This is a genomic window from Dyella caseinilytica, from assembly GCF_016865235.1.
Classification (GTDB): Bacteria; Pseudomonadota; Gammaproteobacteria; order Xanthomonadales; family Rhodanobacteraceae; genus Dyella_B; species Dyella_B caseinilytica.
Map to the genome: position 1 here is coordinate 3,065,778 of NZ_CP064030.1, position 22,948 is coordinate 3,088,725.

The 22,948-nt window shown below is 59.8% G+C and carries 26 protein-coding genes; 10 read left to right on the forward strand and 16 right to left on the reverse strand.

The genetic code is table 11. From position 1 onward, the window contains the following. Positions 1 to 18: 18 nt before the first annotated feature. Positions 19 to 579 carry a response regulator gene (locus ISN74_RS13270; protein WP_188799690.1) on the reverse strand — a complete coding sequence of 187 codons (561 nt, stop codon included), beginning with the start codon at positions 577 to 579 and terminating at the stop codon, positions 19 to 21. A gap of 110 nt (positions 580 to 689) precedes the next feature. Beyond that, a complete protein-coding gene (locus ISN74_RS13275) occupies positions 690 to 1,094 on the reverse strand; it encodes an RNA-binding S4 domain-containing protein (protein WP_229679269.1) in 405 nt (134 codons plus the stop codon). A 45-nt stretch (positions 1,095 to 1,139) separates the two neighbouring features. On the opposite strand from ISN74_RS13275, the gene ISN74_RS13280 reads away from it, so the two are divergent. Together ISN74_RS13280 and ISN74_RS13285 are read left to right on the forward strand one after the other, a co-directional pair. Further along, positions 1,140 to 1,406 (forward strand): hypothetical protein, encoded by a 267-nt coding sequence (locus ISN74_RS13280; RefSeq protein WP_188799692.1) that lies wholly within the window; start codon positions 1,140 to 1,142, stop codon positions 1,404 to 1,406. Then, positions 1,403 to 2,011 carry a trimeric intracellular cation channel family protein gene (locus ISN74_RS13285; RefSeq protein WP_188799693.1) on the forward strand — a complete coding sequence of 203 codons (609 nt, stop codon included), beginning with the start codon at positions 1,403 to 1,405 and terminating at the stop codon, positions 2,009 to 2,011. Before ISN74_RS13280 ends, ISN74_RS13285 begins: the two co-directional genes overlap by 4 nt. 52 nt (positions 2,012 to 2,063) lie before the next feature. On the opposite strand, the gene htpG is transcribed toward ISN74_RS13285, so the two are convergent. Then, positions 2,064 to 3,935, reverse strand: coding sequence for a molecular chaperone HtpG (gene htpG, locus ISN74_RS13290; protein WP_188799694.1), 1,872 nt, complete (start codon positions 3,933 to 3,935; stop codon positions 2,064 to 2,066). Positions 3,936 to 4,070: 135 nt separating this feature from the next. Further along, positions 4,071 to 4,961, reverse strand: coding sequence for a protease HtpX (htpX, locus tag ISN74_RS13295; protein WP_188799695.1), 891 nt, complete (start codon positions 4,959 to 4,961; stop codon positions 4,071 to 4,073). A gap of 140 nt (positions 4,962 to 5,101) precedes the next feature. On the opposite strand from htpX, the gene gluQRS reads away from it, so the two are divergent. Together gluQRS and phbB are read left to right on the forward strand one after the other, a co-directional pair. Next, positions 5,102 to 5,968, forward strand: coding sequence for a tRNA glutamyl-Q(34) synthetase GluQRS (gluQRS, locus tag ISN74_RS13300; protein WP_188799696.1), 867 nt, complete (start codon positions 5,102 to 5,104; stop codon positions 5,966 to 5,968). A 144-nt stretch (positions 5,969 to 6,112) separates the two neighbouring features. Continuing rightward, positions 6,113 to 6,853, forward strand: coding sequence for an acetoacetyl-CoA reductase (phbB, locus tag ISN74_RS13305; protein WP_188799697.1), 741 nt, complete (start codon positions 6,113 to 6,115; stop codon positions 6,851 to 6,853). A 325-nt stretch (positions 6,854 to 7,178) separates the two neighbouring features. Here phbB and ISN74_RS13310 read toward each other — a convergent pair whose 3' ends face one another. Beyond that, positions 7,179 to 7,964: a tRNA threonylcarbamoyladenosine dehydratase gene (locus tag ISN74_RS13310; RefSeq protein WP_188799698.1), complete on the reverse strand. Its 786-nt coding sequence runs from the start codon at positions 7,962 to 7,964 to the stop codon at positions 7,179 to 7,181. Between the two features lie 148 nt (positions 7,965 to 8,112). Here ISN74_RS13310 and ISN74_RS13315 point away from each other — a divergent pair, with 148 nt between their 5' ends. After that, entirely contained in the window at positions 8,113 to 8,502 is a 390-nt protein-coding gene (locus ISN74_RS13315) for a cytochrome c (protein ID WP_188799699.1), read from the forward strand. A 16-nt stretch (positions 8,503 to 8,518) separates the two neighbouring features. Here ISN74_RS13315 and ISN74_RS13320 read toward each other — a convergent pair whose 3' ends face one another. The 8 genes from ISN74_RS13320 to ISN74_RS13355 all read right to left on the reverse strand — a co-directional run bounded on the left by ISN74_RS13320 (position 8,519) and on the right by ISN74_RS13355 (position 14,950). Continuing rightward, positions 8,519 to 10,063 (reverse strand): glycosyltransferase family 39 protein, encoded by a 1,545-nt coding sequence (locus ISN74_RS13320; protein WP_188799700.1) that lies wholly within the window; start codon positions 10,061 to 10,063, stop codon positions 8,519 to 8,521. A 334-nt stretch (positions 10,064 to 10,397) separates the two neighbouring features. Further along, positions 10,398 to 10,700: an Mpo1-like protein gene (locus ISN74_RS13325; protein ID WP_188799701.1), complete on the reverse strand. Its 303-nt coding sequence runs from the start codon at positions 10,698 to 10,700 to the stop codon at positions 10,398 to 10,400. Between the two features lie 56 nt (positions 10,701 to 10,756). Then, a complete protein-coding gene (locus tag ISN74_RS13330) occupies positions 10,757 to 11,632 on the reverse strand; it encodes a pirin family protein (protein ID WP_188799702.1) in 876 nt (291 codons plus the stop codon). An 11-nt stretch (positions 11,633 to 11,643) separates the two neighbouring features. Beyond that, complete coding sequence (locus ISN74_RS13335; RefSeq protein ID WP_188799703.1) at positions 11,644 to 12,702, reverse strand: NADH:flavin oxidoreductase/NADH oxidase; 1,059 nt, start codon at positions 12,700 to 12,702, stop codon at positions 11,644 to 11,646. Between the two features lie 51 nt (positions 12,703 to 12,753). Next, positions 12,754 to 13,668, reverse strand: coding sequence for an alpha/beta hydrolase family protein (locus ISN74_RS13340; RefSeq protein ID WP_188799704.1), 915 nt, complete (start codon positions 13,666 to 13,668; stop codon positions 12,754 to 12,756). Positions 13,669 to 13,757: 89 nt separating this feature from the next. Further along, complete coding sequence (locus ISN74_RS13345) at positions 13,758 to 13,970, reverse strand: cold-shock protein (protein WP_188799705.1); 213 nt, start codon at positions 13,968 to 13,970, stop codon at positions 13,758 to 13,760. A 282-nt stretch (positions 13,971 to 14,252) separates the two neighbouring features. Beyond that, on the reverse strand, positions 14,253 to 14,465 hold the full coding sequence (gene cspE / locus ISN74_RS13350) for a transcription antiterminator/RNA stability regulator CspE (RefSeq protein WP_188799706.1): 213 nt from the start codon (positions 14,463 to 14,465) through the stop codon (positions 14,253 to 14,255). A gap of 275 nt (positions 14,466 to 14,740) precedes the next feature. Then, positions 14,741 to 14,950 (reverse strand): cold-shock protein, encoded by a 210-nt coding sequence (locus tag ISN74_RS13355; RefSeq protein ID WP_090450316.1) that lies wholly within the window; start codon positions 14,948 to 14,950, stop codon positions 14,741 to 14,743. A 275-nt stretch (positions 14,951 to 15,225) separates the two neighbouring features. On the opposite strand from ISN74_RS13355, the gene ISN74_RS13360 reads away from it, so the two are divergent. Continuing rightward, the gene (locus ISN74_RS13360) at positions 15,226 to 15,648 is read left to right on the forward strand and encodes a hypothetical protein (RefSeq protein ID WP_188799707.1); all 423 of its coding nucleotides are present in this window, start codon (positions 15,226 to 15,228) and stop codon (positions 15,646 to 15,648) included. Here ISN74_RS13360 and ISN74_RS13365 read toward each other — a convergent pair. Further along, positions 15,619 to 16,743 carry a winged helix-turn-helix domain-containing protein gene (locus ISN74_RS13365; protein WP_229679273.1) on the reverse strand — a complete coding sequence of 375 codons (1,125 nt, stop codon included), beginning with the start codon at positions 16,741 to 16,743 and terminating at the stop codon, positions 15,619 to 15,621. The two genes, ISN74_RS13360 and ISN74_RS13365, sit on opposite strands and share 30 nt — an antisense overlap. 300 nt (positions 16,744 to 17,043) lie before the next feature. On the opposite strand from ISN74_RS13365, the gene ISN74_RS13370 reads away from it, so the two are divergent. Together ISN74_RS13370 and ISN74_RS13375 are read left to right on the forward strand one after the other, a co-directional pair. Next, positions 17,044 to 17,382, forward strand: a complete 339-nt coding sequence (locus ISN74_RS13370; protein WP_188799708.1) for a hypothetical protein — start codon at positions 17,044 to 17,046, stop codon at positions 17,380 to 17,382. 138 nt (positions 17,383 to 17,520) lie between these two features. After that, positions 17,521 to 18,609, forward strand: coding sequence for a phospholipase A (locus ISN74_RS13375; protein ID WP_188799709.1), 1,089 nt, complete (start codon positions 17,521 to 17,523; stop codon positions 18,607 to 18,609). A gap of 36 nt (positions 18,610 to 18,645) precedes the next feature. On the opposite strand, the gene ISN74_RS13380 is transcribed toward ISN74_RS13375, so the two are convergent. Continuing rightward, positions 18,646 to 19,128, reverse strand: a complete 483-nt coding sequence (locus ISN74_RS13380) for an FKBP-type peptidyl-prolyl cis-trans isomerase (RefSeq protein ID WP_188799710.1) — start codon at positions 19,126 to 19,128, stop codon at positions 18,646 to 18,648. 162 nt (positions 19,129 to 19,290) lie between these two features. On the opposite strand from ISN74_RS13380, the gene ISN74_RS13385 reads away from it, so the two are divergent. Together ISN74_RS13385 and dacB are read left to right on the forward strand one after the other, a co-directional pair. Beyond that, complete coding sequence (locus ISN74_RS13385; RefSeq protein WP_188799711.1) at positions 19,291 to 20,652, forward strand: MATE family efflux transporter; 1,362 nt, start codon at positions 19,291 to 19,293, stop codon at positions 20,650 to 20,652. 4 nt (positions 20,653 to 20,656) lie between these two features. Then, entirely contained in the window at positions 20,657 to 22,213 is a 1,557-nt protein-coding gene (dacB, locus tag ISN74_RS13390) for a D-alanyl-D-alanine carboxypeptidase/D-alanyl-D-alanine endopeptidase (protein WP_188799712.1), read from the forward strand. 191 nt (positions 22,214 to 22,404) lie between these two features. Here dacB and ISN74_RS13395 read toward each other — a convergent pair whose 3' ends face one another. Further along, entirely contained in the window at positions 22,405 to 22,881 is a 477-nt protein-coding gene (locus tag ISN74_RS13395) for a glutathione peroxidase (RefSeq protein WP_188799713.1), read from the reverse strand. Positions 22,882 to 22,948 lie beyond the last annotated feature (67 nt).

The window sequence follows — 22,948 nt, forward strand, 5'->3', positions numbered from 1 at the left end:
AAATCGCGGAAAGCTTTCTCAGGCCGCCATGCCGGACAGCGTGTCACCGACGCTCTTGTACGCTTGCGCGGGAGCGTCCGGAAGCGCATTTACCGGTGCCGCTGCCAACAGGCGCTCAGGCAAACGTCCAGCCTGCACCAACCGCTGGATGCTCTGCTGCACTTCACGCTGACCGAAGGGCTTCTTGATGAAGTCGTCGGCGCCGAAACGCTGCACGTAAAACTGCTCGGTCGCCTGCTGATTGCCACTGATCATGACGATGGGAATGTGCTGAGTGACGGGGTCGTGGCGCAGTGCGCGCAATACGGCAAAGCCGTTGATGCCCGGCAGCACGATATCCAGAAAAATCAGCTCCGGCTGCTCGGTCTTCGCCAGCTCGATCGCGCTTTCGCCATCGACCGCCTTCTGCACGATATAACCATCGAGCCCCAGCATCTTGCCCAACACTGCGCGAATGGTCGGCGAATCGTCCACCACCAGCATCTTCGTCCCCAACGCGGCCAGCGATGACCGCACAGGAAGCACGACTTGCGGCGCATGGTTGCCGAGCAAGCGCTTGATAAATCCGATCCCGTTCATGGCCTTCCCCTAACTCCACTACTGCATCTGCTTCGGTGGGCAGCTCATTCAAGGCTGCCCTTTTAAATGGATCTTCACGCAGATTCATGCGGATTTCTGAGATGCGCTGCTCATGGAAAGTCCTTAAGCCGTCGCAATTCCCGACGTTGCTGCTTATTTGGGCGCGTCGGCGGACGATTCAGGCCGGCCCCGCTTAACCTGCGCAACTCACGCGCCTGCTCGCGAGCCGTGCGGCTGGCCTCGGTTTCCCGGTAAAGAAGCTGGGCCTGGCTGGCCGGGCCGCGTTGTTCGGAAAGTGCCAGGATCTCCAGCTCCATACGCTCCTCGCTCCGGGTCAGCCGGATAGTGTCGCCTACGTGCACGGTCTTGGCTGGCTTGCAGCCGCCGCCATTCACATCGACCTTGCCGCCGTCGATGGCCTGCTTGGCGAGGCTGCGAGTCTTGTACATGCGGGCGGCCCAGAGCCATACGTCGGCACGCACCGCGCCTGCGGGGGTAGGATAAAGTTCGCTCATCGGCGCCATTATCGCGCCATCCGCGCTCGACCAAGGAGGTTGTTCGTGACTCTCACATGGAATACTGCCGCGCTGCTCTTCTTTCTGGTTTATAGCGCCGGGTACCTCTCGGCACGCTGGCTCTACTTGCGCACAGACATTTCCCAGACCCCGCGCTCGCCAGAAAGTATCGACGACGAGGCGATCCTGACGGAATACCGCGCAGGCCGCCGGATCGATGCTTTGCGGCTCTACCGCACGCGTTACCTGTGCGGACTGAAAGAAGCGCAGGCAGGTCTGCAGGCACTAGTGAAAGCCGCGGACAGATCATGATCTTCTACCTGTTGGATTTGATCGGCGTGGCCGTCTTTGCCGTCAGCGGCGTGCTCGTCGCCGCCCATTCGGGCATGGATGTACTCGGCGGCTTTGCGCTGGCGGCATTGACCGCCATTGGCGGCGGGACGCTACGCGACGTATTGCTCAACCGCCATCCGATTTTCTGGATACGCGATGCACGCTATCTCTGGGTGATCCTGGCTGCAGCGGGATTGACCATGATCTACATCGCTTTCCTGCCGGCACCGGGACATAGTTTGCTGATTGCCGATGCACTGGGCCTCGCGCTGTTCGCGATAAGCGGCGCCCAGATTGCCGAATCGGCCGGGCACTCATTCCTTATCGTGGTGCTGATGGGCACGATGACCGGCACTGCCGGTGGCGTGTTGCGCGATGTGATGAGCGCGCGGGTACCGATGATCTTCCAGCAGGATCTCTATGCCACCGCGGCCATCGCCGGCATCGCGGTGTATGTGATTTTGCAAAAGCTGGGCGTGCCCCGAACCTTCGCCGTCAGTGCGGGTGTGGTTGTCATTCTTGGCATGCGCTTGCTGGCCGTGGTCTGGGGCGCGCATCTGCCTCGTTTGCATGCCATGGCGTAATCGCACTTCTCCCTCCCCTGCTTTATAGGGGAGGGAGTGAATGCAGCGACGTTTAGCCGAGCAGCACGCGATTCAGACGCTGCACGAATGCGGCCGGGTCAGGGAGCTGCGCACCCGCGGCGATTTCCGCCTGTTCGAGCAACAGGCTGGCGAGATCATTGGCCTTGGCACCGTCGCTCTCTGCTTCGACGCGCTTGAGCAACGCATGCTGCGGGTTGATCTCGAGCGTGGGCTTGCTGGAAGGCATGTCGTGGCCGGCCTCACGCAGCAGGCGAGCAAGGTGCGGCGCCATTTCGTAATCCGACAACGCCAGGCATGACGGTGAGTCGGTGAGGCGCGGAGAAACCCTCACGTCCGCAACGCGATCGCCCAGCAGCTCTTTGAGCTTCTTGAGCAACGGCTCGGCAACCTTGCTGGCTTCCTCCTGCTGCTTCTTGCCTTCTTCATCGAGGGGCAGTTCGCCCTTGGCGACGTTGCGCAACTTCTTGCCGGCATATTCGGTAAGACTGCCGATCATCCATTCGTCAATGCGATCGGACATCAGCAACACTTCGGTGCCCTTGGCTTTGAAAGCTTCCAGTTGCGGGCTGCCAGCAGCGGCGGCGTAACTATCGGCGGTGATGTACCAGATGGCCTCCTGGCCCACGGCCATGCGGCCGATGTAATCATCCAGCGATACCTTCTGCTCGCTGCCCTGCCCCTTGGTGGACGCAAAACGCAGCAACTTCGCGATGCGCTCGCGATTGGCATGATCTTCGGCGATGCCTTCCTTGAGCGTGTTACCGAAGGCCTTGTAGAAGGTTTCGAACTTTTCGGGTTCGTCCTTCGCCAGCTTTTCGATCAGGTCCAGCACACGCTTCACGCAAGCCGCCTTGATGCGCTCAAGCTGGCGGTTGTGTTGCAGAATTTCGCGACTGACGTTGAGCGGCAGATCATCCGCATCGACCACGCCGCGCACGAAGCGCAGGTAATTCGGCAGCAACTCTTCCGCCGCATCCATGATAAAGACGCGCTTGATATAGAGCTTGAGCCCCTTGCGCTCGTCACGGCCGCCCATCATCAGTTCGAATGGCGGCTGCGAGGGAATGTAGAGCAGCGTGGTGAAACTCTGGCTGCCTTCCACGCGATTGTGCGTCCAGGCCAGCGCATCATTGAAATCGTGGCCCAGCGACTTGTAGAAGCTCTGGTAATCGTCGTCGCTGATCTCGCTCTTGGGCTTGGTCCACAGGGCGGAGGCGGCGTTGACGGTTTCCCAATCACCAGTGGGCTTGTCGTCCTTTTCCTCCGGCATACGGATCGGGAAAGCGACGTGATCGGAATAGCGCGTGATCAGCGAGCGCAACTGCCAGCGCTTGAGGAATTCGTCTTCATCGGCTTTCAGGTGCAGCACCACGGCGGTGCCGCGCTCGGGCAGTTCGACCTGCTCCAGCGAATATTCGCCCTTGCCGTCGCTTTCCCACTTCACGCCTTCGCTGGCTGGGGCGCCAGCGTGGCGGCTCAGCACCGTCACCTTGTCTGCCACGACGAAGGCCGAATAGAAGCCCACGCCGAACTGGCCGATCAGGCGCGCATCACTCTTCTGCTCGGTGCTCATCGCCTCCAGAAAACGGCGGGTGCCGGAGCTGGCGATGGTGCCGATGTTGGCCACGACCTCATCGCGACTCATGCCGATGCCGTTGTCGCGAACGGTGACAGTGCGGGCTTCGGGGTCCCAGCTCACGTCGATGTGCAATTCGGCATCACCGGTCAGCAATTCGGGCTTGGCGATCGATTCGAAACGCAGCTTGTCGCAGGCATCGGAGGCGTTGGAAATCAGCTCGCGCAGGAAGATTTCCTTGTGCGAGTACAGCGAGTGCGTCACCAGATGCAGCACCTGGGCCACTTCAGCTTCGAATTTGCGGGTTTCGGCAGTTGAGGTCGTCATACGTATTGAGGATGTTTTACGTTAAGTGGAGATCGGATGGGAAGAACAGACTAACAACATGGCGGGCATACAGACCCGCTTATTTCATTTTTCAGCATGACCTTCGTGCGGGCACAGCGCACGCGCAATGTCAGGTTATCCCTGCTTTTGCAGTGCTGCGATGCGCTCTTCCAGCGGCGGATGGCTCATGAACAGGCGTTGCAGGCCCTGCGCCAGCGGACCGGAGATGCCGAATGCCGCCATCGTCTTGGGCAAGGTGCTTTCGCCGTGATTGAGCTGCAGGCGCTGCAAGGCGGAAATCATCGCACCACGGCCGGCCAGCTTGGCACCAGCGGCGTCAGCGTGGAATTCGCGCCAACGCGAGAATGCCATCACGATCATCGAAGCGAACAAGCCGAACACCAACTGGAGCACCATCACCGAGACGAAGTAGCCGATACCGCCACCGCCGCGATTGTCGCGCCCGCCGGACATCCAGCTGTCGACCATGCGGCCAACAATACGTGCAGCCAAGATCACCAGCGTGTTGAGCACGCCCTGGATCAGGGTCAAGGTCACCATGTCGCCGTTGGCGACGTGTCCGATTTCATGGCCGAGCACGGCCGTAATCTGCTCACGGTCCATCTGCTGCAGCAGCCCGCTGCTCACCGCCACCATGGCGCTGTTCCTGGTCATACCGGTGGCGAAGGCATTCATTTCCGGGGCGTCGTAGATCGCCACCTCGGGTATGCCGATTCCGGCGTTCTGCGCATGACGGCGCACCGTGTCCAGCAGCCAGCGCTCGGTTTCGTTCTGCGGCTGCTGGATGACCCGTGCGCCGGTGGACATCTTGGCCATCCACTTGGACATGGCCAGCGAGATGAAGGCACCGCCCATGCCGAACACCGCGGCATAGATCAGCAGCCCTTCCATGCCGCCATAGCCATGCATGGCCGCCCACTGATCGACACCAAACAGATGGCAGACGATGCTCAGCAGGAACAGGACGGCGATATTGGTAAGAAGAAAGAGTGCGATGCGGCGCATAACTATCCTTGGGTCGTCACACTGATTGGCGCAATGGTAATCTCGTCCAGAGATCCGGGCAAAAACTTGATTTTTCAAGATCTAAGCTCATCCAACCGCGCCGCCGTAGGCACCTCAGTCAGCTTCCGTAAAATGGGCAAATGAACTACCGCGGACGCTTTGCCCCCTCCCCCACTGGTCTTTTGCATGCCGGCTCGCTGGCTGCCGCGGTAGGCAGCTGGCTGTGCGCCCGTCACGCCAGCGGTCAGTGGTTGGTACGGGTGGAAGATATCGATCCGCCGCGCGAAGTCGCGGGCTCCGCCGAAGCCATTCTCGCGGCGCTGCCAGCCTTTGGCCTGGAGGCGGATAGCACTGTCATCTATCAGTCATCCCGCATCGCCGCCTATGACGCGGCATTCGAACAACTGCAACGCGCCGGTCAGGTGTTTCCTTGCTGGTGCAGCCGCAGCGACCTGGCGACCGCCAATGGCCTGCATCGCGATGGCCACTGCATTGCGCCTGCCGATCCAGACCGCCCGCCCGCATGGCGCATGCGCGTACCCGACGAGGAGATCCGCTTCATCGACGGGCTACAGGGTCCCCAAGGACAGCTGTTGCGCGATGTGGTGGGTGATTTCGTCATCCGCCGAGTCGAAGGTTTCTATTCTTATCAGCTGGCCTGCGTGGTCGACGATGCCTGGCAAGGCATCACCGAAGTAGTGCGCGGCAGCGACCTGCTCGACTCCACGCCACGTCAGATCTGGCTGCAACGTTGCCTGCGTTTACCTACGCCACGATACCTGCATTTGCCTTTGGTGCTGGACAGCCAAGGCCGCAAGCTGTCGAAATCCGAGCGATCACGCAAGATCGATCCCGCACACCCCATGCCCAGCCTGCGCCATGCGCTATCGTTTCTGGGCATCACGCCGGATGAAAACGCCCGCCATCCTGCCGCGTTGCTGGATGCGGCGCTCGCCCATTTCGATCCGCATCATTTGCCGCAATGCAGCGATCATCGGGTACCGTAACCCGGTATAAACAACCTTGCGCAGCCGAAACATGTATCGCGATACCGAGAACCGATATTCCTTCATGATGTCTGCGTATAACCCCATGTGTCCGCGCTCGCTGCACGGACACTTTCCCATGCAGACAATCAAGGAGATCAGGTCATGACACAGCGTACGGCATTGGTTACTGGCGGCACCGGCGGTATCGGTACCGCAATCGTGCGCTATCTGGTCAAGCAGGGACACCGCGTCGCCACCAATTACCGCGACGAGGCGAAGGCTGACGCCTGGCGCAAGGCGATGGCGCAGGAAGGTATCGAGGTTTGCATGGTTCAGGGCGACGTAGTCGACCCGACCTCCTGCGAAAACATGATCAGCGCCATCCACCACAAGTGCGGCCCGATCGAGATCCTGGTCAACAACGCCGGCATCACCCGTGACACCACCTTCCACAAGATGACCTACCAGCAGTGGATGGATGTGGTGAACACCAACCTCAACGCCTGCTTCAATGTCACCCGGCCGGTGATTGAGGACATGCGCACCCGCAAATGGGGACGCATCGTGCAGATCAGCTCCATCAACGGCTTGAAAGGCCAGTACGGTCAGGCCAATTACGCAGCGGCCAAGGCCGGCATGCATGGCTTCACCATTTCACTAGCGCAGGAGAATGCCAGGTTCGGCATTACGGTGAACACGGTTTCGCCAGGCTATGTCGCCACTGACATGGTGATGGCGGTGCCGGAGGAAGTGCGGGAGAAGATCATCGCGCAGATCCCGGTGGGGCGTCTGGGCACGCCGGAAGAAATCGCCCACGCGGTCGTATTCCTGACTACCGATGAAACCAGCTGGATCACTGGCACCAATCTTAAGATCAACGGTGGGCAATACATGGGTTGGTAAACGGCACCGGGGATGCTCCGACCCATCAGAGCATCCCTAGGAATGCTCTGATCTATTCCACGTACCCGTCACCGCACTGTATGCGCGCCTCGCATCGCTCCGTCGGTGAAGGCAGACTGGCCGTCTGTCGAGACGGCGGAGCGATGCGAGGCGCACATACAGTGCGGCCCCAACATATTGAATTCAAAGGACGGGGTGACGTCCAGAAGGCTCGCAGGCTGTGTTGCGCGACTTGAACAGACGGCCAGTCTGCCCTGCGCCACGCAACACAGCCTGCGAGCCTTCTGGACGTCATGCCGGGTGCGTGGAATAGATCAGAGCATCCCTAACGTCCCAACAGTTTCTCCAGCACTTTGCCGACCGCCGCAAACGCAAACGCCCCGGTGACGTGCGTGGCAGCTCCGAGGCCACCACCGCAGGCAAGGTTCATGGCATCACCTCCGGGCGGCCGCGTGCCGCAAACCGTGCCATCCGGCTGCGGGTACTGCACGTTCTGCAGCGAATACACCGCCGACACACCGAAGTAGCGATCCGGGTTACGTGGGAAGCCGAAATCCTGGCGAAGTTTTTTGCGGATCAGGCTGAACATCGCGTCGTGCTCGGTGCGTGAAAGATCACGCACACGAATCTGTGTGGGATCGGTACGCCCACCCGCCGATCCCACCGTCACCATCGGCAGCTTGCGGCGGCGGCACCAAGCGATGGCTTCCAGCTTCACGCGGAAGGCATCACAAGCATCCAGCACCACGTCATAGCCACGATCGAGCAATTCGTCCAGGGTGGCCGGAGTGAGGAAACGCTCGATGGCCTCAAGCCGGATGGTTGGATTGATCGCATGCGCACGCGCAGCGATCACCCCGACTTTCGGCTTGCCGTATTCGCCATCCAGCGCATGCAACTGGCGATTGGTATTGGAAACACAGACTTCATCAGCATCGATCAAGGTCAGTCGGCCCACGCCCGTACGCGCCAATGCCTCGGCCGCCCACGAACCCACGCCGCCGATACCGATCACGCATACATGCGCCTGTGTCAGACGCGCCAATGTACCGGCACCGTAAAGCCGCTCGACGCCATCGAAGCGCTCAGCGGGAAATGCTGTGCCACTCATGCTGGGTGGCCGACGATGACTAGGGAAACGCAAAGGTTCACGGTAAAAGCCCGTTATCAAGAGAGTCCTGGGCATTTTAACTTGCCGTAGGACTGACATACGGACTGCGTTATGCTCCGGGCTTCATGGCCCCGGGAAAGGTATGGCAATGCGTGTTGCGCTCCTGATCGTGCTTGGACTGGCTATCGGCATCATCGGCACCGTCTTCACCATGCGAGCGCTCGATGAGCGCAATCCATTACCACACGCGGTGATGGTGACCATGGGCTTTCATCGCCATCAGTTGGAACAGGCCGTGAAGGGCCAGCGCTGCGACGCCACGGCCAATATCGAACAGCTGCAGCATATGCAGATGATCGCCGGCGATATCCCGGCCGCGTTTCCCGATGCGCCGCAGGCCTTCCAGGATCTTGCCAGCCACCTGCGCTCGGCTCTGCAGACAGCAGCGCAGTCAGCACCCGTAGATTGCCCTGCGCTCGTCAGTGCGCTGAAGCCGGTGGATCAGGTCTGCAAGGAATGCCACCAGCAATATCGCTGAGGGGCCCCCTCGGCACTCAGTTGGGTGCCGGATCCTCGGGAGCCGGGAACATCAGGATGGTGATTTCCTTGCCTTGCGGAATCTCCACCGCCGGCGAACCCAATGCCGCCATGCGGCTCTTGAACTCAGCCAATTCTTCGCGCTGGCCGAGTGCCGAGCGACCATTCACTGCCCAGATGCGCCCGCCCTGCTTCCAGCGCACCATGGCCTGATCGAGCTGTGAGGTAATCACGGCGTTGGCTTCGATAGGTGTGCCATTCTTGGGCTGTAACACCGCCAGCATGGTGGAACCATTGGGGTCAGAGGTGAACACCGTATCGCCGGGCCGCACGTTGGCCGCCAGCGTAGCCGCAGCCATATCCCAGCGCGGCTTGGTTTCCACCCGGTAAACCGGCCCGAGATTGACCGCGCCCATCAGGAACAGGGCCGTGATGGTCACTGGCACAGCGCGACGTGGCAACGCGCCGATACCCAACCCAACCAGCACGAAGAACGGCACCGCGCTCCACAGCACGTAACGTGGCAACAACATGGATTTGAACAGCGATATCGCCAGCACCAACAGCGGCAGCACCATCACGCTGAGCAACAGCACCCTGCCCTCCAGTCGATGCCGCTCGCGCCACAGGCCCACGCAAGCGGCCATTGCTACCATCGCTCCAAGCACCGGCACGGCGGTATGCAGCAGGTCAAACTTCACCACAGCAGCCATGCGCATCAGGTAGACGCTGCCCGCAACAACCCACAAGTGTTGCCAGCTCAGTTCAGGGATCCAATTGAAATTCTGCAGCATATGCCCCTTGTTGGCGGCGAAGATCGCACCGTAGAAAGGCACGCAGCACAGACAGATCAAGATCAGGCTGAGCAACCAATTGCGGCGAAATGCGCTCTGCACGCCGGGCATCGATCCCGAGCGCAAACTGCGCCAGATCAGGAACAGTGAAAGATTGGATGCCAGCAGCCATGGCGCCGCGTCGCCGAGCACATCCAGCGCACCGACAGAGCCCAGCACATAAGTTGCCCATCCCCATCGCTCCGAACCTTCGTGCCGAAGATCAAGCGACGCCCGTGACGGGTCCTGCGCGATGCGGAGCAGTCCCCATAGCGCGATGGCGATCAGCAAGGTAACGAGTGTGTATGAACGCGCTTCCTGTCCGTACTGCACTTGCAGCGGCGACAGTGCCATCAGCAATCCCGCAGCAAGACCCGCGGTACGACCGCTGATGCGACGCGCCATCGCAAACACTACGCCGGCAGTCATGGCGCCGAACAGGGCTGAAGGAATGCGCAGCCAGGCATCGCTGCTATGTGCGAATTGGGTGACCAGCTGCAACAGCAAGAAATAGGTGGGCATGTGCCGATTGGTAAAACTGTCGGCAACCAGGCCACTCACCCCAAGATGAACGCGCTGCGACGTTAACGCTTCGTCAAGCCAGAACGGCTGGTGATCAATACGGAACAGCCGCACCACCAAGCCAAGCAACACGATGGCCGCCATCCAGGCGATATCGCCCGAGGGCCATGTTTCGCTCCATATGCGAAGTTTGCGATCGGTTGCCATAGGGCACTCAGGTAGTAGCGATCGTACGGATCGTCACGAAAGCGCCACGCACATGCACAACACGATAGTGGGTGTGATTCACGGACATAGCTGTCCAACGAACGTATTGACGGGGATGGGGAATCTAACGCGAAAGACCGGAATCGGTTGTCAGCGATTTATGACAGGTTGGTGCGCATTCAGTCGAAACAGGCTTCCGCATGACCTGTGGCCTACGCAAGAAAAATCAGGCCGCGATCATCGCCCTATTTCTCCGCAGTGAATGATCACCAAGTAACTCCGCGCAAGCTGCTGCAGTGCCACATAAACACATGCTTGCGCCAAACCTCCGTCATCAAATTTTTACTTTGCCGCGCAGGACTTCCCAATACATCACCCAATCGCCGATAAGGCTGTAGAGCGGGTGGCGAAACGTGGCGGGGCGATTTTTCTCAAACGCAAAATGACCGATCCAAGCAAAGCCATAACCGGCCACAGGCGCCAGCCACAACCAGACCAGGCGTCCGGAAAACAAAGCGAATAACACGATCAACAAGACCAGCGTGCTGCCAATGAAATGCAAGCGGCGGCAGCGGCGATCACGATGTTCATTGAGGTAGTAGGGATAGAAATCCTGAAAACTGGCGAAAGACGACATGTGTGCACCTCCATCGCATTTTTATCAGCCTAAACCCTACGCGTGCGGCTTGCACGTCACCCAGGAAGCGGAATGAATTCCTTCTCGTCACCGGTCACTTTGCCAAAGCGCTGCGCAACCCAGTCCGCCTTGGCCTGTTCAATGCGCTCGCGTGTACTGGACACGAAGTTCCACCACAGGTGACGTTCGCCATCCAGCGGTGCGCCGCCGAACAACATCAGCCGGCTGGCCTCTTTCGCACGCACAGTGGGTGCCGATTCGCCCGCCTGCACCGCCACCTGCGTCGCCGTCAGTGTGACATCCCCCCAACTGACTTCACCGTCGATCACATGCACGCCGCGCTCGGCATGCTCTTGTGGCAACGCCAGCTCGGCACCTGCTTCCAGACGCGCCTCGATGAAGAACATGGGTGCAAACACTTTCACGGGCGATTGTTTGCCATAGGCGGTACCAGCAATCAGCACCAGTTCGGCGCCCTCCTCCCGGATATGCGGAAGGCTTTCGGCATCATGGTGATGAAACTCCGGTGCGACCTCTTCATCGGCGCGTGGCAATGCCACCCATACCTGGATGCCATGCATGCGCTGCCCATCCCGACGCGCGTCGGGTGGCGTGCGCTCGGAATGCACGATGCCACGCCCTGCAGTCATCCAATTCACAGCGCCTGGCGTGATATCAGCCAGACTGCCGAGGCTGTCGCGATGACGGATGGTGCCCTCGAACAGCCACGTCACCGTGGCCAATCCGATATGCGGATGCGGACGCACGTCCATGCCTGTGCCAGGCGCGAAGTCGGCAGGTCCCATGTGGTCATAGAACACGAACGGTCCGACATGACGCGCCAATAACACCGGCAGCATACGGCGCACTACGAAACCATCGCCCAGGTCATGCAGGCGCGCGTTCTCGATCAGCGTGGGATGAGTCTGCAAGACGTATCTCCTTACCAGGCGCGTTGATATTGCTCCGGTGCGACGATCGTTGCACCCAGCTCTTGCGCAGCACGGCGCGGGAAGTACGGATCACGCAGGCTGGCGCGTGCAATCAGCACCACATCGGCAGCGCCACCCGCAATGATGCCATCGGCTTGCGCCGGCTCCGTAATCAGGCCGACGGCGCCGGTAGCCATGTTGGCTTCCTGTCGAATGCGCGCTGCGAACGGCACCTGATAGCCAGGGCCGACGGGAATCTTCACATGTGGCACCAGGCCACCGCTGGAAACATCGACAAGGTCCACGCCCAGAGCCGGGAGTTCGCAGGCAAGGCGTACGCTCTCGTCGATATTCCAGCCGCCTTCGGCCCAATCCGTAGCGGAAATGCGCAGCCACAATGGCAGATCGGCCGGCCACACTTCGCGCACGGCAGCAATCACTTCACGCACCAGGCACGTGCGATTTTCAAAGCTGCCACCGTATTCATCAGTGCGATGGTTGCTCAGTGGCGAGAGGAACTGGTGCAACAGGTAGCCGTGCGCCGCGTGCAGCTCGATCAACTTGAAGCCGGCTTTCTGCGCGCGTACGGCGGCGGTCCTGAAATCCGCGATGACTTTGCGAATGCCTTCGGCATCCAGCGCTTGCGGCACATGCCAATCCTTGTCGAAGGGAATGGCAGAGGGTGCGACGGTTTGCCAGGCGCCCTTGTCGGCAGGCAGCGCATGACCACCTTCCCAGGGACGCCACACGCTGGCCTTGCGCCCAGCATGCGCCAGCTGCACGCCAGGAACCGCGCCATGTTCGGCGATAAACGCCGTGATCGGCCGCCAGGCTTCTATCTGAGCGTCATTCCAGATGCCGGTGTCGCGCCCGGAAATACGCCCTTCGGGCGACACGGCCGTCGCCTCCGCAATCACTGCGCCCGCCCCGCCTACCGCCCGACTGCCCAGATGCACGAAGTGCCATTGATCGGGCACGCCATCGGTGGCCGAGTACTGGCACATCGGCGATACCACGATGCGGTTACGCAAGGTGAGGCTACGTTGCTGATAGGGTTCAAACAGTTTCATCGTCGTCCGCCATCGGGTGAAGCCAAGCAGATGGCGGCGAACCGCCCATGATCAAGCCTGCGCCTCATCGCTGAAGCACGCGACCTGGCGCTCTTCCATCCACGCAGCCAACTGCAGGGCAAGCGCATCAGGTATTTTCATCCAGGTGAAGTGATCAGCACGTTGCCCGGCAAGCTGATCCGGCGTGACTGCGCTCACCTGTTTCGAGGTGTTCGGCATGCCATCCAGCAACCATGCCAGCGAACTAGGCGGTGCCATCCAATCGTCCTGCAAGCACAAAGCGTGCACTGGCAATGCCATCGCCGCCAATTGATGCGTGAAATCGGCTTGCATGCCGCTCACCGAGTAACGACCTGTTCGTCCGCTGCGTGACCAGTCCGCGATGACGCCACGTGCTTCATTGCCGCCAAAACCGATCCTGCGTCCGGGCAAATACCCCATCAACGAAGCCAGCGGCGACACCAGGGTGTAGGCAAGACGAAGCGCGAACTTCGCAGGAAAACGCCGCCAATAAGGTGCGCCACTGGCGATCAGCGTGATGCCTGCCACCTGATCGGGATGCAAGCTGGCGTAAAGGCAGGAAAGCTGGCCACCAAGACTGTGTCCACCCAGCCAGAATGTTGCCTGCGGCCAACGCGCCTTGGCCTGCTCGATACCAGCTGGCAGATCGGCCTCAAGCAATTCGCGGTAACCCCAATTGGCGTGTCGTCCGGCGCGTCGATCGCTGGAGCCAATGCCACGCCACTCATGCAGCATGACCGCGATGCCATGCGCAGCCAAGGCTTCGGCCAGCGGCAAGTAGTGCTTGGCCGGCACACCCATCGCCGACAGCCAATACAGCACATGCCGCGGATAGTCGCGGGGTTGCACGGTGATTAATTCGCTGCGCGCACCATCGCGCGCAACAGCAGGTGCGATGATGGTATTGGCCGCCATGGCGGCAGATGACGAAGATAATCCAGACATTCGCACAGGTTAGCTAATGGCCGTGACAGAAACAAAAAGGCCGGCAATGAGCCGGCCTTTTAAGCATTTTGTCAAACGATGCTCAAGGTTTATTTCGGAACGACCTCATCGGCCTGTAATCCTTTCTGGCCTTGAACCACCTTGAACTCCACCTTTTGCCCCTCTTTCAGGCTTTTGAAGCCGTTACCCTGGATTGCACGGAAATGCACAAAGACATCCGGGCCATTGGAGCGGCTAATAAAGCCGAAGCCCTTGGCGTCATTGAACCACTTGACTGTGCCTTCCTCACGTTGATCCGACATGACTCACTCCGTTCTAGCGTTTAACTCTGAGACCAGTCGGCCCACCCGAGCCGACGGCTTACTGGGTTTGCCAAGATCGAGTGGAGCCTTGCGGACAGGGACCGCATTGCGGACACGCGTAATACCGAGCAGACACAGTGACTAGAGCTTAATGATTTTCGTAAAGCGATATGTGATGAAAAATTCACGTTTGGAAGCACAATGAAAATCGGCAGCAAAATATCCAGAAAATAAAAAAGCCGGGCATTAAGCCCGGCTTTTTAAATCGATCTATTCGGGCAATTAGCTTGCCTGAACCTCATCGGCCTGCAGACCCTTCTGGCCCTGCACAACCTTGAAGGTGACCTTCTGGCCTTCCTGGAGGCTCTTGAAGCCATTGCCCTGGATGGCACGGAAATGCACGAAAAGGTCGGCCGAGCCGTCCTCGGGCGAGATGAACCCGAAACCCTTCGCATCGTTGAACCACTTAACGGTACCGCTCTTACGATCTGACATGATGTACTCCATCTGTTCCAGCGTTTGACTCTGAGACCAGTTGGCCCGCCCGGGCCAACGGCTTACTGGGTATGCTGAGGATCAGGTGAAGTGACACAGACGGGTCGCGCCGGTATACGCACGTTACCAAGCAAACACAGTGCAGAGAGCTTAATCGGTTCGACATGTCGATATGTGATCAAAATTTCACATCTCGCCAGCGACCCAACTTTTAAAAACAAAACAAAAGCCGAGCTCAAAAAGCCCGGCTTTACCGATTCTATCTATTCAAGCAATCAGGCTGCCTGGACTTCATCGGCTTGCAGGCCCTTCTGGCCCTGCACCACCTTGAAGCTGACCTTCTGGCCTTCTTGCAGGCTCTTGAAGCCATTGCCCTGGATCGCGCGGAAATGCACGAAAACATCCGGGCCGTTGTCGCGGCTGATAAAGCCGAAACCCTTGGCATCATTGAACCATTTTACGGTACCGATCTGACGATCAGACATGTAACACACTCCAAAAAAACTAGGTTTTTCAAAAACAAAGACTCAACCACCATGAGGTGGCCGACTTAACTGGTGTGCTAAGGAAAGCCCTGAGAGTGAGCGATGAGGCAGATGGTGATCGGCTGCATCGGGTCACGTGACTCCGGTGACCCCGGCAAACACAGTTCGCCCATCATAACCGCAAATGCACAGATAAGGCGAATAGGTATTCAGGAAAGGCCTCCTTACAAGGCGCGCTATGCTTGGCCGGCTAATAAATCAAAGAGAACATGTCCATGGATTTGGCTAACAAGACAGATTTCTTTCAACAGGCTTACGTGAGACAGGGGCTCTTTCTCCTGCTCGGACTCTTGGCCGGGTGTGGGCACGCTGCCCGCAAGACGATCCCGACTGCCGCGCCAGCCGCGCCGCAGGTGGTCGATATCGGTGTGCCCGCCTGCAATGCCTATCTGAATCGGTATCTAGCCTGCCACCGCGCCGCGCACGTCTTTTCTGGCGACGTCCTGGAAAACCATTACCAATCGATGCTCTCCAGTCTGCGACAGAGCGCCAGCGATCCGCTGGTACGCCCCTATCTGGCCAGCCGCTGCATCGGCATGACGCAGCAGCTCGACGCTGCACTGCAAGGTCGTCCGTGCACAGCTACCGCAGCATCCCTGGCAACAGCCTCATCCGCGCCAGTGAGCACGCAACACTGATCCAATCGCGGTGGGGCGACAGCGCCCCAATCGAATCTTCGGTGTGTCATGCCATGCAGCCGTGTCGGAGATCGCCTGCGCCAGCTCTTCGAGCATGCGTTGCGACGGTTCGACCTGCTTCTCAAGGAAGAGCGCCTTCACTTCGAACACGCCTTCAGCGCGATGCGCCTTCGCATCGAGCCGACCGATCAATCGACCCCGATGCAGAATGGGCAGCACGTAATAACCATACTTACGCTTTGCAGCGGGAACATAACATTCGATGCTGTAGTCGAAATCAAACATGTCCCTTAGGCGGGCACGATCCCAGATCAGTGGATCGAATGGCGACAACAGCACCGTGTTCGTCGCACGCAAGCGGCCTTCGCGAGCTTTCTCCAACAGCGCTGCGTGGTCACGGTGTACGTATGCCGGACTCTTCCAACCAGCCACTTGCACACTCAACAATTCGCCCGTGGCGAGCAACGGAGTCAGCTCACGCTCGTCAACGGCCGGCTTAAGGCGAAAGTAATCGGCAATCCAGCGCGCCTGTGTCACGCCAAGCGCGCGCACGCTGTCGAGGATGAATCGCTTGCGCAACGCCGCCTGCGGCATAGTTAGTACAGCGTGATCGAACGAAGGGTCGAGCTTGTCCAACACTCGCTCGGCAAGATCGTAGATGCGTTGGAAACGCTCGCGTCGGGTCACCATCAATTCGCCTGACGCGAACCACGCTTCCAGCCAGCGCTTTTCGGGTTTCCACTCCCACCAACCCGAAGCACCGCGATCGGCGCGTTCAAAGTCGGAAGCGCGCACCGGACCCGATACACGCACACGCTCCAGCAACGCCTGCATCTGTTCGGGATGAGCATCCCTGGCGCGCGCAGCATGTTTGTCTGCCCAATGAGTGCTCTCCGATTGCGCCCGCCATGCGCGATGCAGGCCGATATCGGAGGCGGTGACAAAACAGGCTTCATGTGCCCAGCATTCAGCAATGCGGCCCGCTTCCAGCGCCTCTTCCAACCAACTTTGCGGATAGCTGCCAAGTCGCGCATGCAATACCAGATAAGGGCTTCGCGCAACAACATGAATGCTGTCTATCTGCAACAAGCGCATGCGCTGGATGCACGCCAGCAGATCATTTCTCGTCGCACGCTTTCGTGAAGGTTGAAGCAAACCTTGCGCAGCGAGTTGAAGTGCACGTGCCTGTGTCAGCGTAATGGGTTTTGCAACAGATGAAGATTCGCTCAACGGAATGTCGCCTTTACGAATTCATTACCTATGTGTTGTGCTTGCATTTATCACGCACTTGCTAACGTGTCTGCAAGCTTGATGTGCCGGAGCGTTCTTCGGCCGTGAACTCATCACTCGAAAAGCGGTCTGACATGTTGAGCATTCTTGCATGGAGCTACGATGATGAAATACCGCATCCCACTTCTCGTTTCCCTGATTAGCACCAGCATGCTCTTTGCGGGCGCCGCTCTTGCGCAGCAGTCAATGCCATCCGCCACCAGCTCCGACAGCGCCACATTCAATTCCGCCCAAGGCCAAGTCACGATCAATTCAACCATGGGACAAACGCCTTCCACCACGTCGCCACCTTCCTTTGAGCAGCTTGCCAATGGCAAGAACGTCATCACCAAGGATGCCGCCGCCGCGTATCCGCCGCTGCAGAACGATTTCGAGTACGCAGCCCATGGCGGCAACAGCATCAGCAAGGCGCAATATGAGCGCTGGGTGAAAGATCTCAACTGAGCAACAGCAAGGACGCGCAGTCAAAGGCGTCATGTATGCCGGCCATCACCCTTGATGGCCGGCTTTTTTATTTTCTGCACAAGGAATGGTTAGACTTGGCAGCATCGCGCCGGGGAGTGGCGCCTTGGGGAGTCGCCCATGAAGCTGCACTTGAGCTGCCTGATGGCATGTGTGTGCACCGGCTGGTTCGTTTCGCCAGCCCGCGCCCAGAACACGAACCCTTCCGATATCCGTGCGTGCACCGCGATCGAAAGCGATTCGCAACGCCTTGCCTGCTACGACAAAGCCACTGGTCGCAGCGAATTGCCCGCCGCGAAAAAACGCACCGAGCCTGCGACGGCGACTTCCTCCAGCGTGTTTTCGCACGAGCAGAACGTCACCACCACACCGAACAACGGCGGCACAACCGCTCCGCTGTCATTGCTCGACAGCCGCTGGGAACTGTCACCCGAAAGCAAGCTCGGTACATTCAACCTGCGTGGTTACAAGCCAATCTACGTGCTGCCCGTGTTTGCCACGAGCAACCAGAACAACCTTCCCTACAGCCCCAATCCCGTCAACGCGGAACACACGCCGCTGGGGATGCAGGATATCGAAGGCAAATTCCAGCTCAGCCTGAAGACCAAGATCTGGCAAGGCGTGTTCGGTGACATCGGTGATTTGTGGGTGGGTTACACCCAGGATTCTTATTGGCAGGTCTATAACTCGAAACTGTCGCGCCCATTCCGCGAGACCGATTACGAGCCCGAGGCGATGCTGGTGTTCAACACCAACTATCAGCTGTTCGGCTGGGATGGACGCCTGCTGAGCATTGGCGTCGATCATCAATCCAACGGTCAGTCCGATCCGCTTTCGCGCAGTTGGAATCGGGTGATGGCGCAGATCGGTTTCGAGCGTGACGACTGGACAGTGATGTTCCGCCCGTGGTGGCGCATTCCCGAACAGGCCGCCGACGACAACAATCCAGATATCAGCAACTACATCGGCCGTGGCGACATGCAGATCATCCACGAATGGAACGGCCAGGAATTCGGCCTGATGCTGCGCGATTCGCTACGCGGCGGCAGCCAGCAACACGGCGCAGGACGGCTCACCTGGAGCTTTCCCTTGGTCGGCAACCTGCGCGGCTATGCGGAGCTGTTCAAGGGCTACGGCGAAAGCATCATCGACTACAACCACAACGCCACCTATCTTGGCGTAGGTATCTCGTTGCTCGACTGGTACTGAGCGCCGTGTAAAGGCACGGCACTCAGCGCAGTTCAATCAGTGGTGATGACCACCCGGGCCATGTGCATGGCCGTGCGACAGCTCATCGGCAGTAGCCGCGCGCACCTCGGTCACTTCGATGTCGAAGTGCAGAGTCTGGCCGGCGAGCGGATGGTTGCCATCGATGTGCACGGTTTGGCCATCGACCTTGGTGACGGTCACATTGATCACGCCCTGCGGGCCGTGGCCCTGGAACTGCATGCCAGGCTGAATGTCTTCCACACCCTGGAACGCTTCGCGCGGCAGTTCCTGCGCCAGTTCCGGATGATGCACACCGTAGCCTTCCTCAGGCGTCACATCGACCTTGAACTGATCGCCCACTGCGCGGCCGGCCATCTCCTTCTCCAGGCCCGGCACGATCTGGCCGGTGCCATGAAGATAGGTAAGCGGCTCACGACCTTCGGAGCTGTCGATCACCTGGCCGCTGTCGTCGGTCAGGGTGTAATGGAAGGAAACAACACTGTTGTCGGCGATCTGCATGCTGGTCTCGCTAAGTGAAATGAGCGCCGACCTCGGCCGACGATGGGCCCCTAAGAGTAACATCCCGTCCGCCAGGGATGCTCTGGCACCTATGCAGAATGGACCACGGCATCCCCAGGGAATCATGCAAGAATCGCTGCGCCTTCCCCGCATCCCATCACCATGACGCCCCTTCTTGAAGCTTGGCGCCACCGCCCGACGCACCGACAGGTGTGGTCGGTGGCCATGCCGCTGATGCTGTCCAACCTGACCGTGCCGCTGGTCTCACTGGTCGACAGCGCCGTCGCCGGCCACCTGCCGCACACGCAAGATCTGGGCGCGGTGACCGTAGGCAGCGCTGTATACGCCTTGCCGGTATGGAGCTTTGGCTTCCTGCGCATGGGCACGACCGGCTTCGCCGCCCAAGCCATGGGCGCGGGCGACGCCTCGGCACTGCGAACCGTGCAGGCGCAGGCATTGCTGCTGGCGGCGGCGCTTGGCGTGATCGTGGGTGCGCTGATGATGCCGGCGCTGCCCTGGCTGGTCGGCCAGATGCATTCCACGCCGCTGATGACCAGCCGTGCGCTGGATTACCTGCATTTGCGCTTGCTGGGCCTGCCTGCCGCACTATTGAATTACGCCTTGGCCGGCTGGTTCATCGGCGCGCAGCGGACGCGCACCACCTTGGCGTTGTTGCTGGTCACCAATGTCGTGAACATCGTGCTCAACCTGCTGTTTGTGCTTGGCTTCGGTTGGGGCGTGCCGGGTATCGCCGTGGCCTCGGTCGGTGGCGAATGGTGCGGTGCCGCCTACGGGCTGTGGCGCGCGTATCAGGTTGTGCACAGCATGGATGGCCGGATCGATTGGCGCGCGATGCGAGGCTGGGATCATTGGCGACCGTTACTCGCAGTGAATCGCGACATCTTTGTACGCACCATGTTGCTGGAAGGTGTTTTTTTCAGCCTTTCGTTGCTCGGCGCGCGGCTGGGCGATGCCACCGTCGCGGCCAACGCGCTGCTGTTCAATGGCCTGATGCTTTGCGCGTTCTGCCTGGACGGCTTCGCCAACGCAGTCGAAGCGCTGTGCGGCCACGCCATTGGTGCGCGCGATAACCTGGCGCTACGGCGCGCGCTGGTGGTCGCTGGCGGATGGGCACTGATTGGCAGTCTGGGTTACGCCCTGTTCTTTGGGTTGGCTGGGCGTCTGTTCGTGAATCTGCAGACCAACTTGCCAGAGGTGCGCGCGATGGCCTACGGCTACCTGCCCTGGTTGACTGTGCTACCGCTGATAGGTGTATGGAGCTATCTGCTGGATGGTCTGTTCATCGGCGCCACCCGCGCCCGCGAGATGCGCGATGGCATGGTGCTGTCGGTGATGTCTTACGCGCTGCTGCTGTGGCTCACCCGTGGCCTGGGCAACCAGGGGCTTTGGCTGGCCTTCCTCGCCTTCATGGCCATCCGCGCCACCAGTCTCGGCTGGCTGGGTTTGCGTATACAACGACGTCACGCGTGGGTCGCCCAAGGACAAGGCTTCGGCAATACTTAGGGCCATGAAAACTGCATCGTTGCGATACCTGCTGTGGCTCGGCACAGCAAGCATGCTGTGTAGCCTGGCCGCGAATGCGCAGGATGTTCCGGCCGGTGCACCGACCAGCGCGGCCAGCACAACCGTGGAACAACTCACGGCGGAAATCGATGCGCAGATCGACCAGCCGCGCTTCGCCTCGTCCAGTTGGGGCATTGCCATCACCTCGCTGGACACCGGCCGTACGCTCTATGCACACGACGCTGACCGGCTGCTCCAGCCCGCCTCGACCGCCAAGCTCTACACCGCCGCCCTCGTACTGGACACGCTCGGCACCGACTACCGGATTCCCACCCAGTTACTGGCCACGCGTCCGATCCAGCAAGGCCGCCTGGAAGGGCCGCTGATCCTGCACGGCATGGGTGATCCCACCTTGGGCACGCCAGGCACCAACAGCGACTGGGCCGATCAGCTCGCCGCGCAGGTGGCCGCCACTGGTTTGCGTGAAGTGCGTGGCGACCTGATCGCAGACGACAGCTACTTCAGCGGCCCTCAAGCGGGCTCCGGCTGGGAGGCGCGTGATTTGCAGAGCTGGTTCGCCGTGCCCTCGTCCGCACTGAGCGTGCAGGAAAACGTCGTCGATCTCACCATCACACCATCGAGCGCGCCGGGCCGCCCCGCTTCGCTGATGTTCGATCCACCGGCAGCGCTTGCACACGTGGTCAGCAATCTGAGCACCAGCGCTCCCCGCACGCGCAACGATATCAATCTCTATCGCGCGCCCGGTGACGTCACGCTGTATGCATTCGGCAACGTGGCTGCACACAGCGAGCCACAAACTTTCAAACTCGCTATCGCCGATCCCGCCTGGTTCGCTGGAACCCTATTGCGCGAGGCGCTGACACGCCACGGCATTCGTGTCGATGGCCAGGTACGCACATTGCATTGGCCCGAGCCAGACAACATCGGGCTCGACAAAGCGGTCGTGCTTGCTCAGGTGCTGTCGCCACCGGTCATGGAAGTGCTGACGCGCGGACTGAAGCGCTCGCAGAATCTCTACCTGCAAAACCTGCTGCAGATTGCCGGCGTGAAAGCGCAGGCCAATGCCATGCAAGGCGGAGACCCGCCGCCGGGCTTCCTTAGTTCGGAAGCATGGGGCATACGCGCCATGCGCGATCTGCTGGATCGCATCGGCATCTCGCCCGATGCCAGCCAGATCGAAGAAGGCAGCGGACTGTCACGCCAGGATCTGGCGACACCCGACGCCATGGTCCATCTACTCACATGGCTCGCCAGCCAGCCGTATGCGGCGCAGTTGCGCGACGCCTTACCCAATGCCGGCGTCGACGGCACGCTCGAATGGCGCATGCGCAACACGCCCGCCATGGACAACGTGCACGCCAAGACCGGCAGCATGAACTACGTGCGTTGCCTTGTGGGTTATGTGACCACAGCATCCGGCGAACGTCTGGCATTTGCCATCATGCTCAATAACTTTGTGCATGATGGTGACGAGCCCAGTCCGAGCCGAAATCTGGATGCAATCGTGGAGTTGCTGGCGGGGTTTCGGGGGCATAGCTGAAACCGGTGCAGCCCCGGAAATCATCCCTTCTTGCCAAGATCCCGAAACCAACCTCACCGTCATTCCGGCGTAGGCCGGAATCCATGGTACATGTGCGAGATAGATTCCGGCCTACGCCGGAATGACGGTGAGGCAACACACAACGCCGCTAGTCACGTTGTAACAAACAGCGACGTAAAAACTACAGCGCGTCAGCGCTTCTGCAAATCCTTCTCGATCTTTTCCGGCGTATCGTTCGGCGCGTAGCGCTTCACCACATTGCCTTCCGCATCAATCAGGAACTTGGTGAAGTTCCACTTGATCGATTCGCTGCCCAGCAAGCCCTTGGCCTGCTTCTTCATCCACTGATACAGCGGATGCGCGCTGTCGCCGTTTACATCAACCTTGGCGAACAGCGGAAAGGTCACGTCATAGCTGGTCGAGCAGAAGTTCTTGATCTCGGCCTCGTCACCAGGCTCCTGATGACCGAACTGGTCACAGGGAAAGCCAAGCACCACCAAACCCTGATCGCGATGCTTGCGCCATAGTTCCTCCAACCCTTTGTATTGCGGGGTGAAGCCGCATTTGGAGGCCACATTGACGACTAGCATGGTTTTGCCGCGCCAGGTGGATAGCGACTGGTCCTGGCCATCGATGTCGCGTGCGTTGAAGTCGTAGACGGTGGTCATGGCAATCGCTCCAGATAATATCGATATGGCAGTCTACTGCACTCCTTATCACACCCAGTGGCATAGA

Coding starts and splice junctions, on each gene's coding strand:
- ISN74_RS13270 (WP_188799690.1), bottom strand. CDS start 579: ATGAACGGGATCGGATTTATCAAGCGCTTGCTCGGCAACCATGCGCCG.
- ISN74_RS13275 (WP_229679269.1), bottom strand. CDS start 1,094: ATGAGCGAACTTTATCCTACCCCCGCAGGCGCGGTGCGTGCCGACGTA.
- ISN74_RS13285 (WP_188799693.1), top strand. CDS start 1,403: ATGATCTTCTACCTGTTGGATTTGATCGGCGTGGCCGTCTTTGCCGTC.
- htpG (WP_188799694.1), bottom strand. CDS start 3,935: ATGACGACCTCAACTGCCGAAACCCGCAAATTCGAAGCTGAAGTGGCC.
- htpX (WP_188799695.1), bottom strand. CDS start 4,961: ATGCGCCGCATCGCACTCTTTCTTCTTACCAATATCGCCGTCCTGTTC.
- gluQRS (WP_188799696.1), top strand. CDS start 5,102: ATGAACTACCGCGGACGCTTTGCCCCCTCCCCCACTGGTCTTTTGCAT.
- phbB (WP_188799697.1), top strand. CDS start 6,113: ATGACACAGCGTACGGCATTGGTTACTGGCGGCACCGGCGGTATCGGT.
- ISN74_RS13310 (WP_188799698.1), bottom strand. CDS start 7,964: ATGAGTGGCACAGCATTTCCCGCTGAGCGCTTCGATGGCGTCGAGCGG.
- ISN74_RS13315 (WP_188799699.1), top strand. CDS start 8,113: ATGCGTGTTGCGCTCCTGATCGTGCTTGGACTGGCTATCGGCATCATC.
- ISN74_RS13320 (WP_188799700.1), bottom strand. CDS start 10,063: ATGGCAACCGATCGCAAACTTCGCATATGGAGCGAAACATGGCCCTCG.
- ISN74_RS13325 (WP_188799701.1), bottom strand. CDS start 10,700: ATGTCGTCTTTCGCCAGTTTTCAGGATTTCTATCCCTACTACCTCAAT.
- ISN74_RS13335 (WP_188799703.1), bottom strand. CDS start 12,702: ATGAAACTGTTTGAACCCTATCAGCAACGTAGCCTCACCTTGCGTAAC.
- ISN74_RS13340 (WP_188799704.1), bottom strand. CDS start 13,668: ATGTCTGGATTATCTTCGTCATCTGCCGCCATGGCGGCCAATACCATC.
- ISN74_RS13345 (WP_188799705.1), bottom strand. CDS start 13,970: ATGTCGGATCAACGTGAGGAAGGCACAGTCAAGTGGTTCAATGACGCC.
- cspE (WP_188799706.1), bottom strand. CDS start 14,465: ATGTCAGATCGTAAGAGCGGTACCGTTAAGTGGTTCAACGATGCGAAG.
- ISN74_RS13355 (WP_090450316.1), bottom strand. CDS start 14,950: ATGTCTGATCGTCAGATCGGTACCGTAAAATGGTTCAATGATGCCAAG.
- ISN74_RS13360 (WP_188799707.1), top strand. CDS start 15,226: ATGGATTTGGCTAACAAGACAGATTTCTTTCAACAGGCTTACGTGAGA.
- ISN74_RS13365 (WP_229679273.1), bottom strand. CDS start 16,743: ATGCGCTTGTTGCAGATAGACAGCATTCATGTTGTTGCGCGAAGCCCT.
- ISN74_RS13370 (WP_188799708.1), top strand. CDS start 17,044: ATGAAATACCGCATCCCACTTCTCGTTTCCCTGATTAGCACCAGCATG.
- ISN74_RS13375 (WP_188799709.1), top strand. CDS start 17,521: ATGAAGCTGCACTTGAGCTGCCTGATGGCATGTGTGTGCACCGGCTGG.
- ISN74_RS13380 (WP_188799710.1), bottom strand. CDS start 19,128: ATGCAGATCGCCGACAACAGTGTTGTTTCCTTCCATTACACCCTGACC.
- ISN74_RS13385 (WP_188799711.1), top strand. CDS start 19,291: ATGACGCCCCTTCTTGAAGCTTGGCGCCACCGCCCGACGCACCGACAG.
- dacB (WP_188799712.1), top strand. CDS start 20,657: ATGAAAACTGCATCGTTGCGATACCTGCTGTGGCTCGGCACAGCAAGC.
- ISN74_RS13395 (WP_188799713.1), bottom strand. CDS start 22,881: ATGACCACCGTCTACGACTTCAACGCACGCGACATCGATGGCCAGGAC.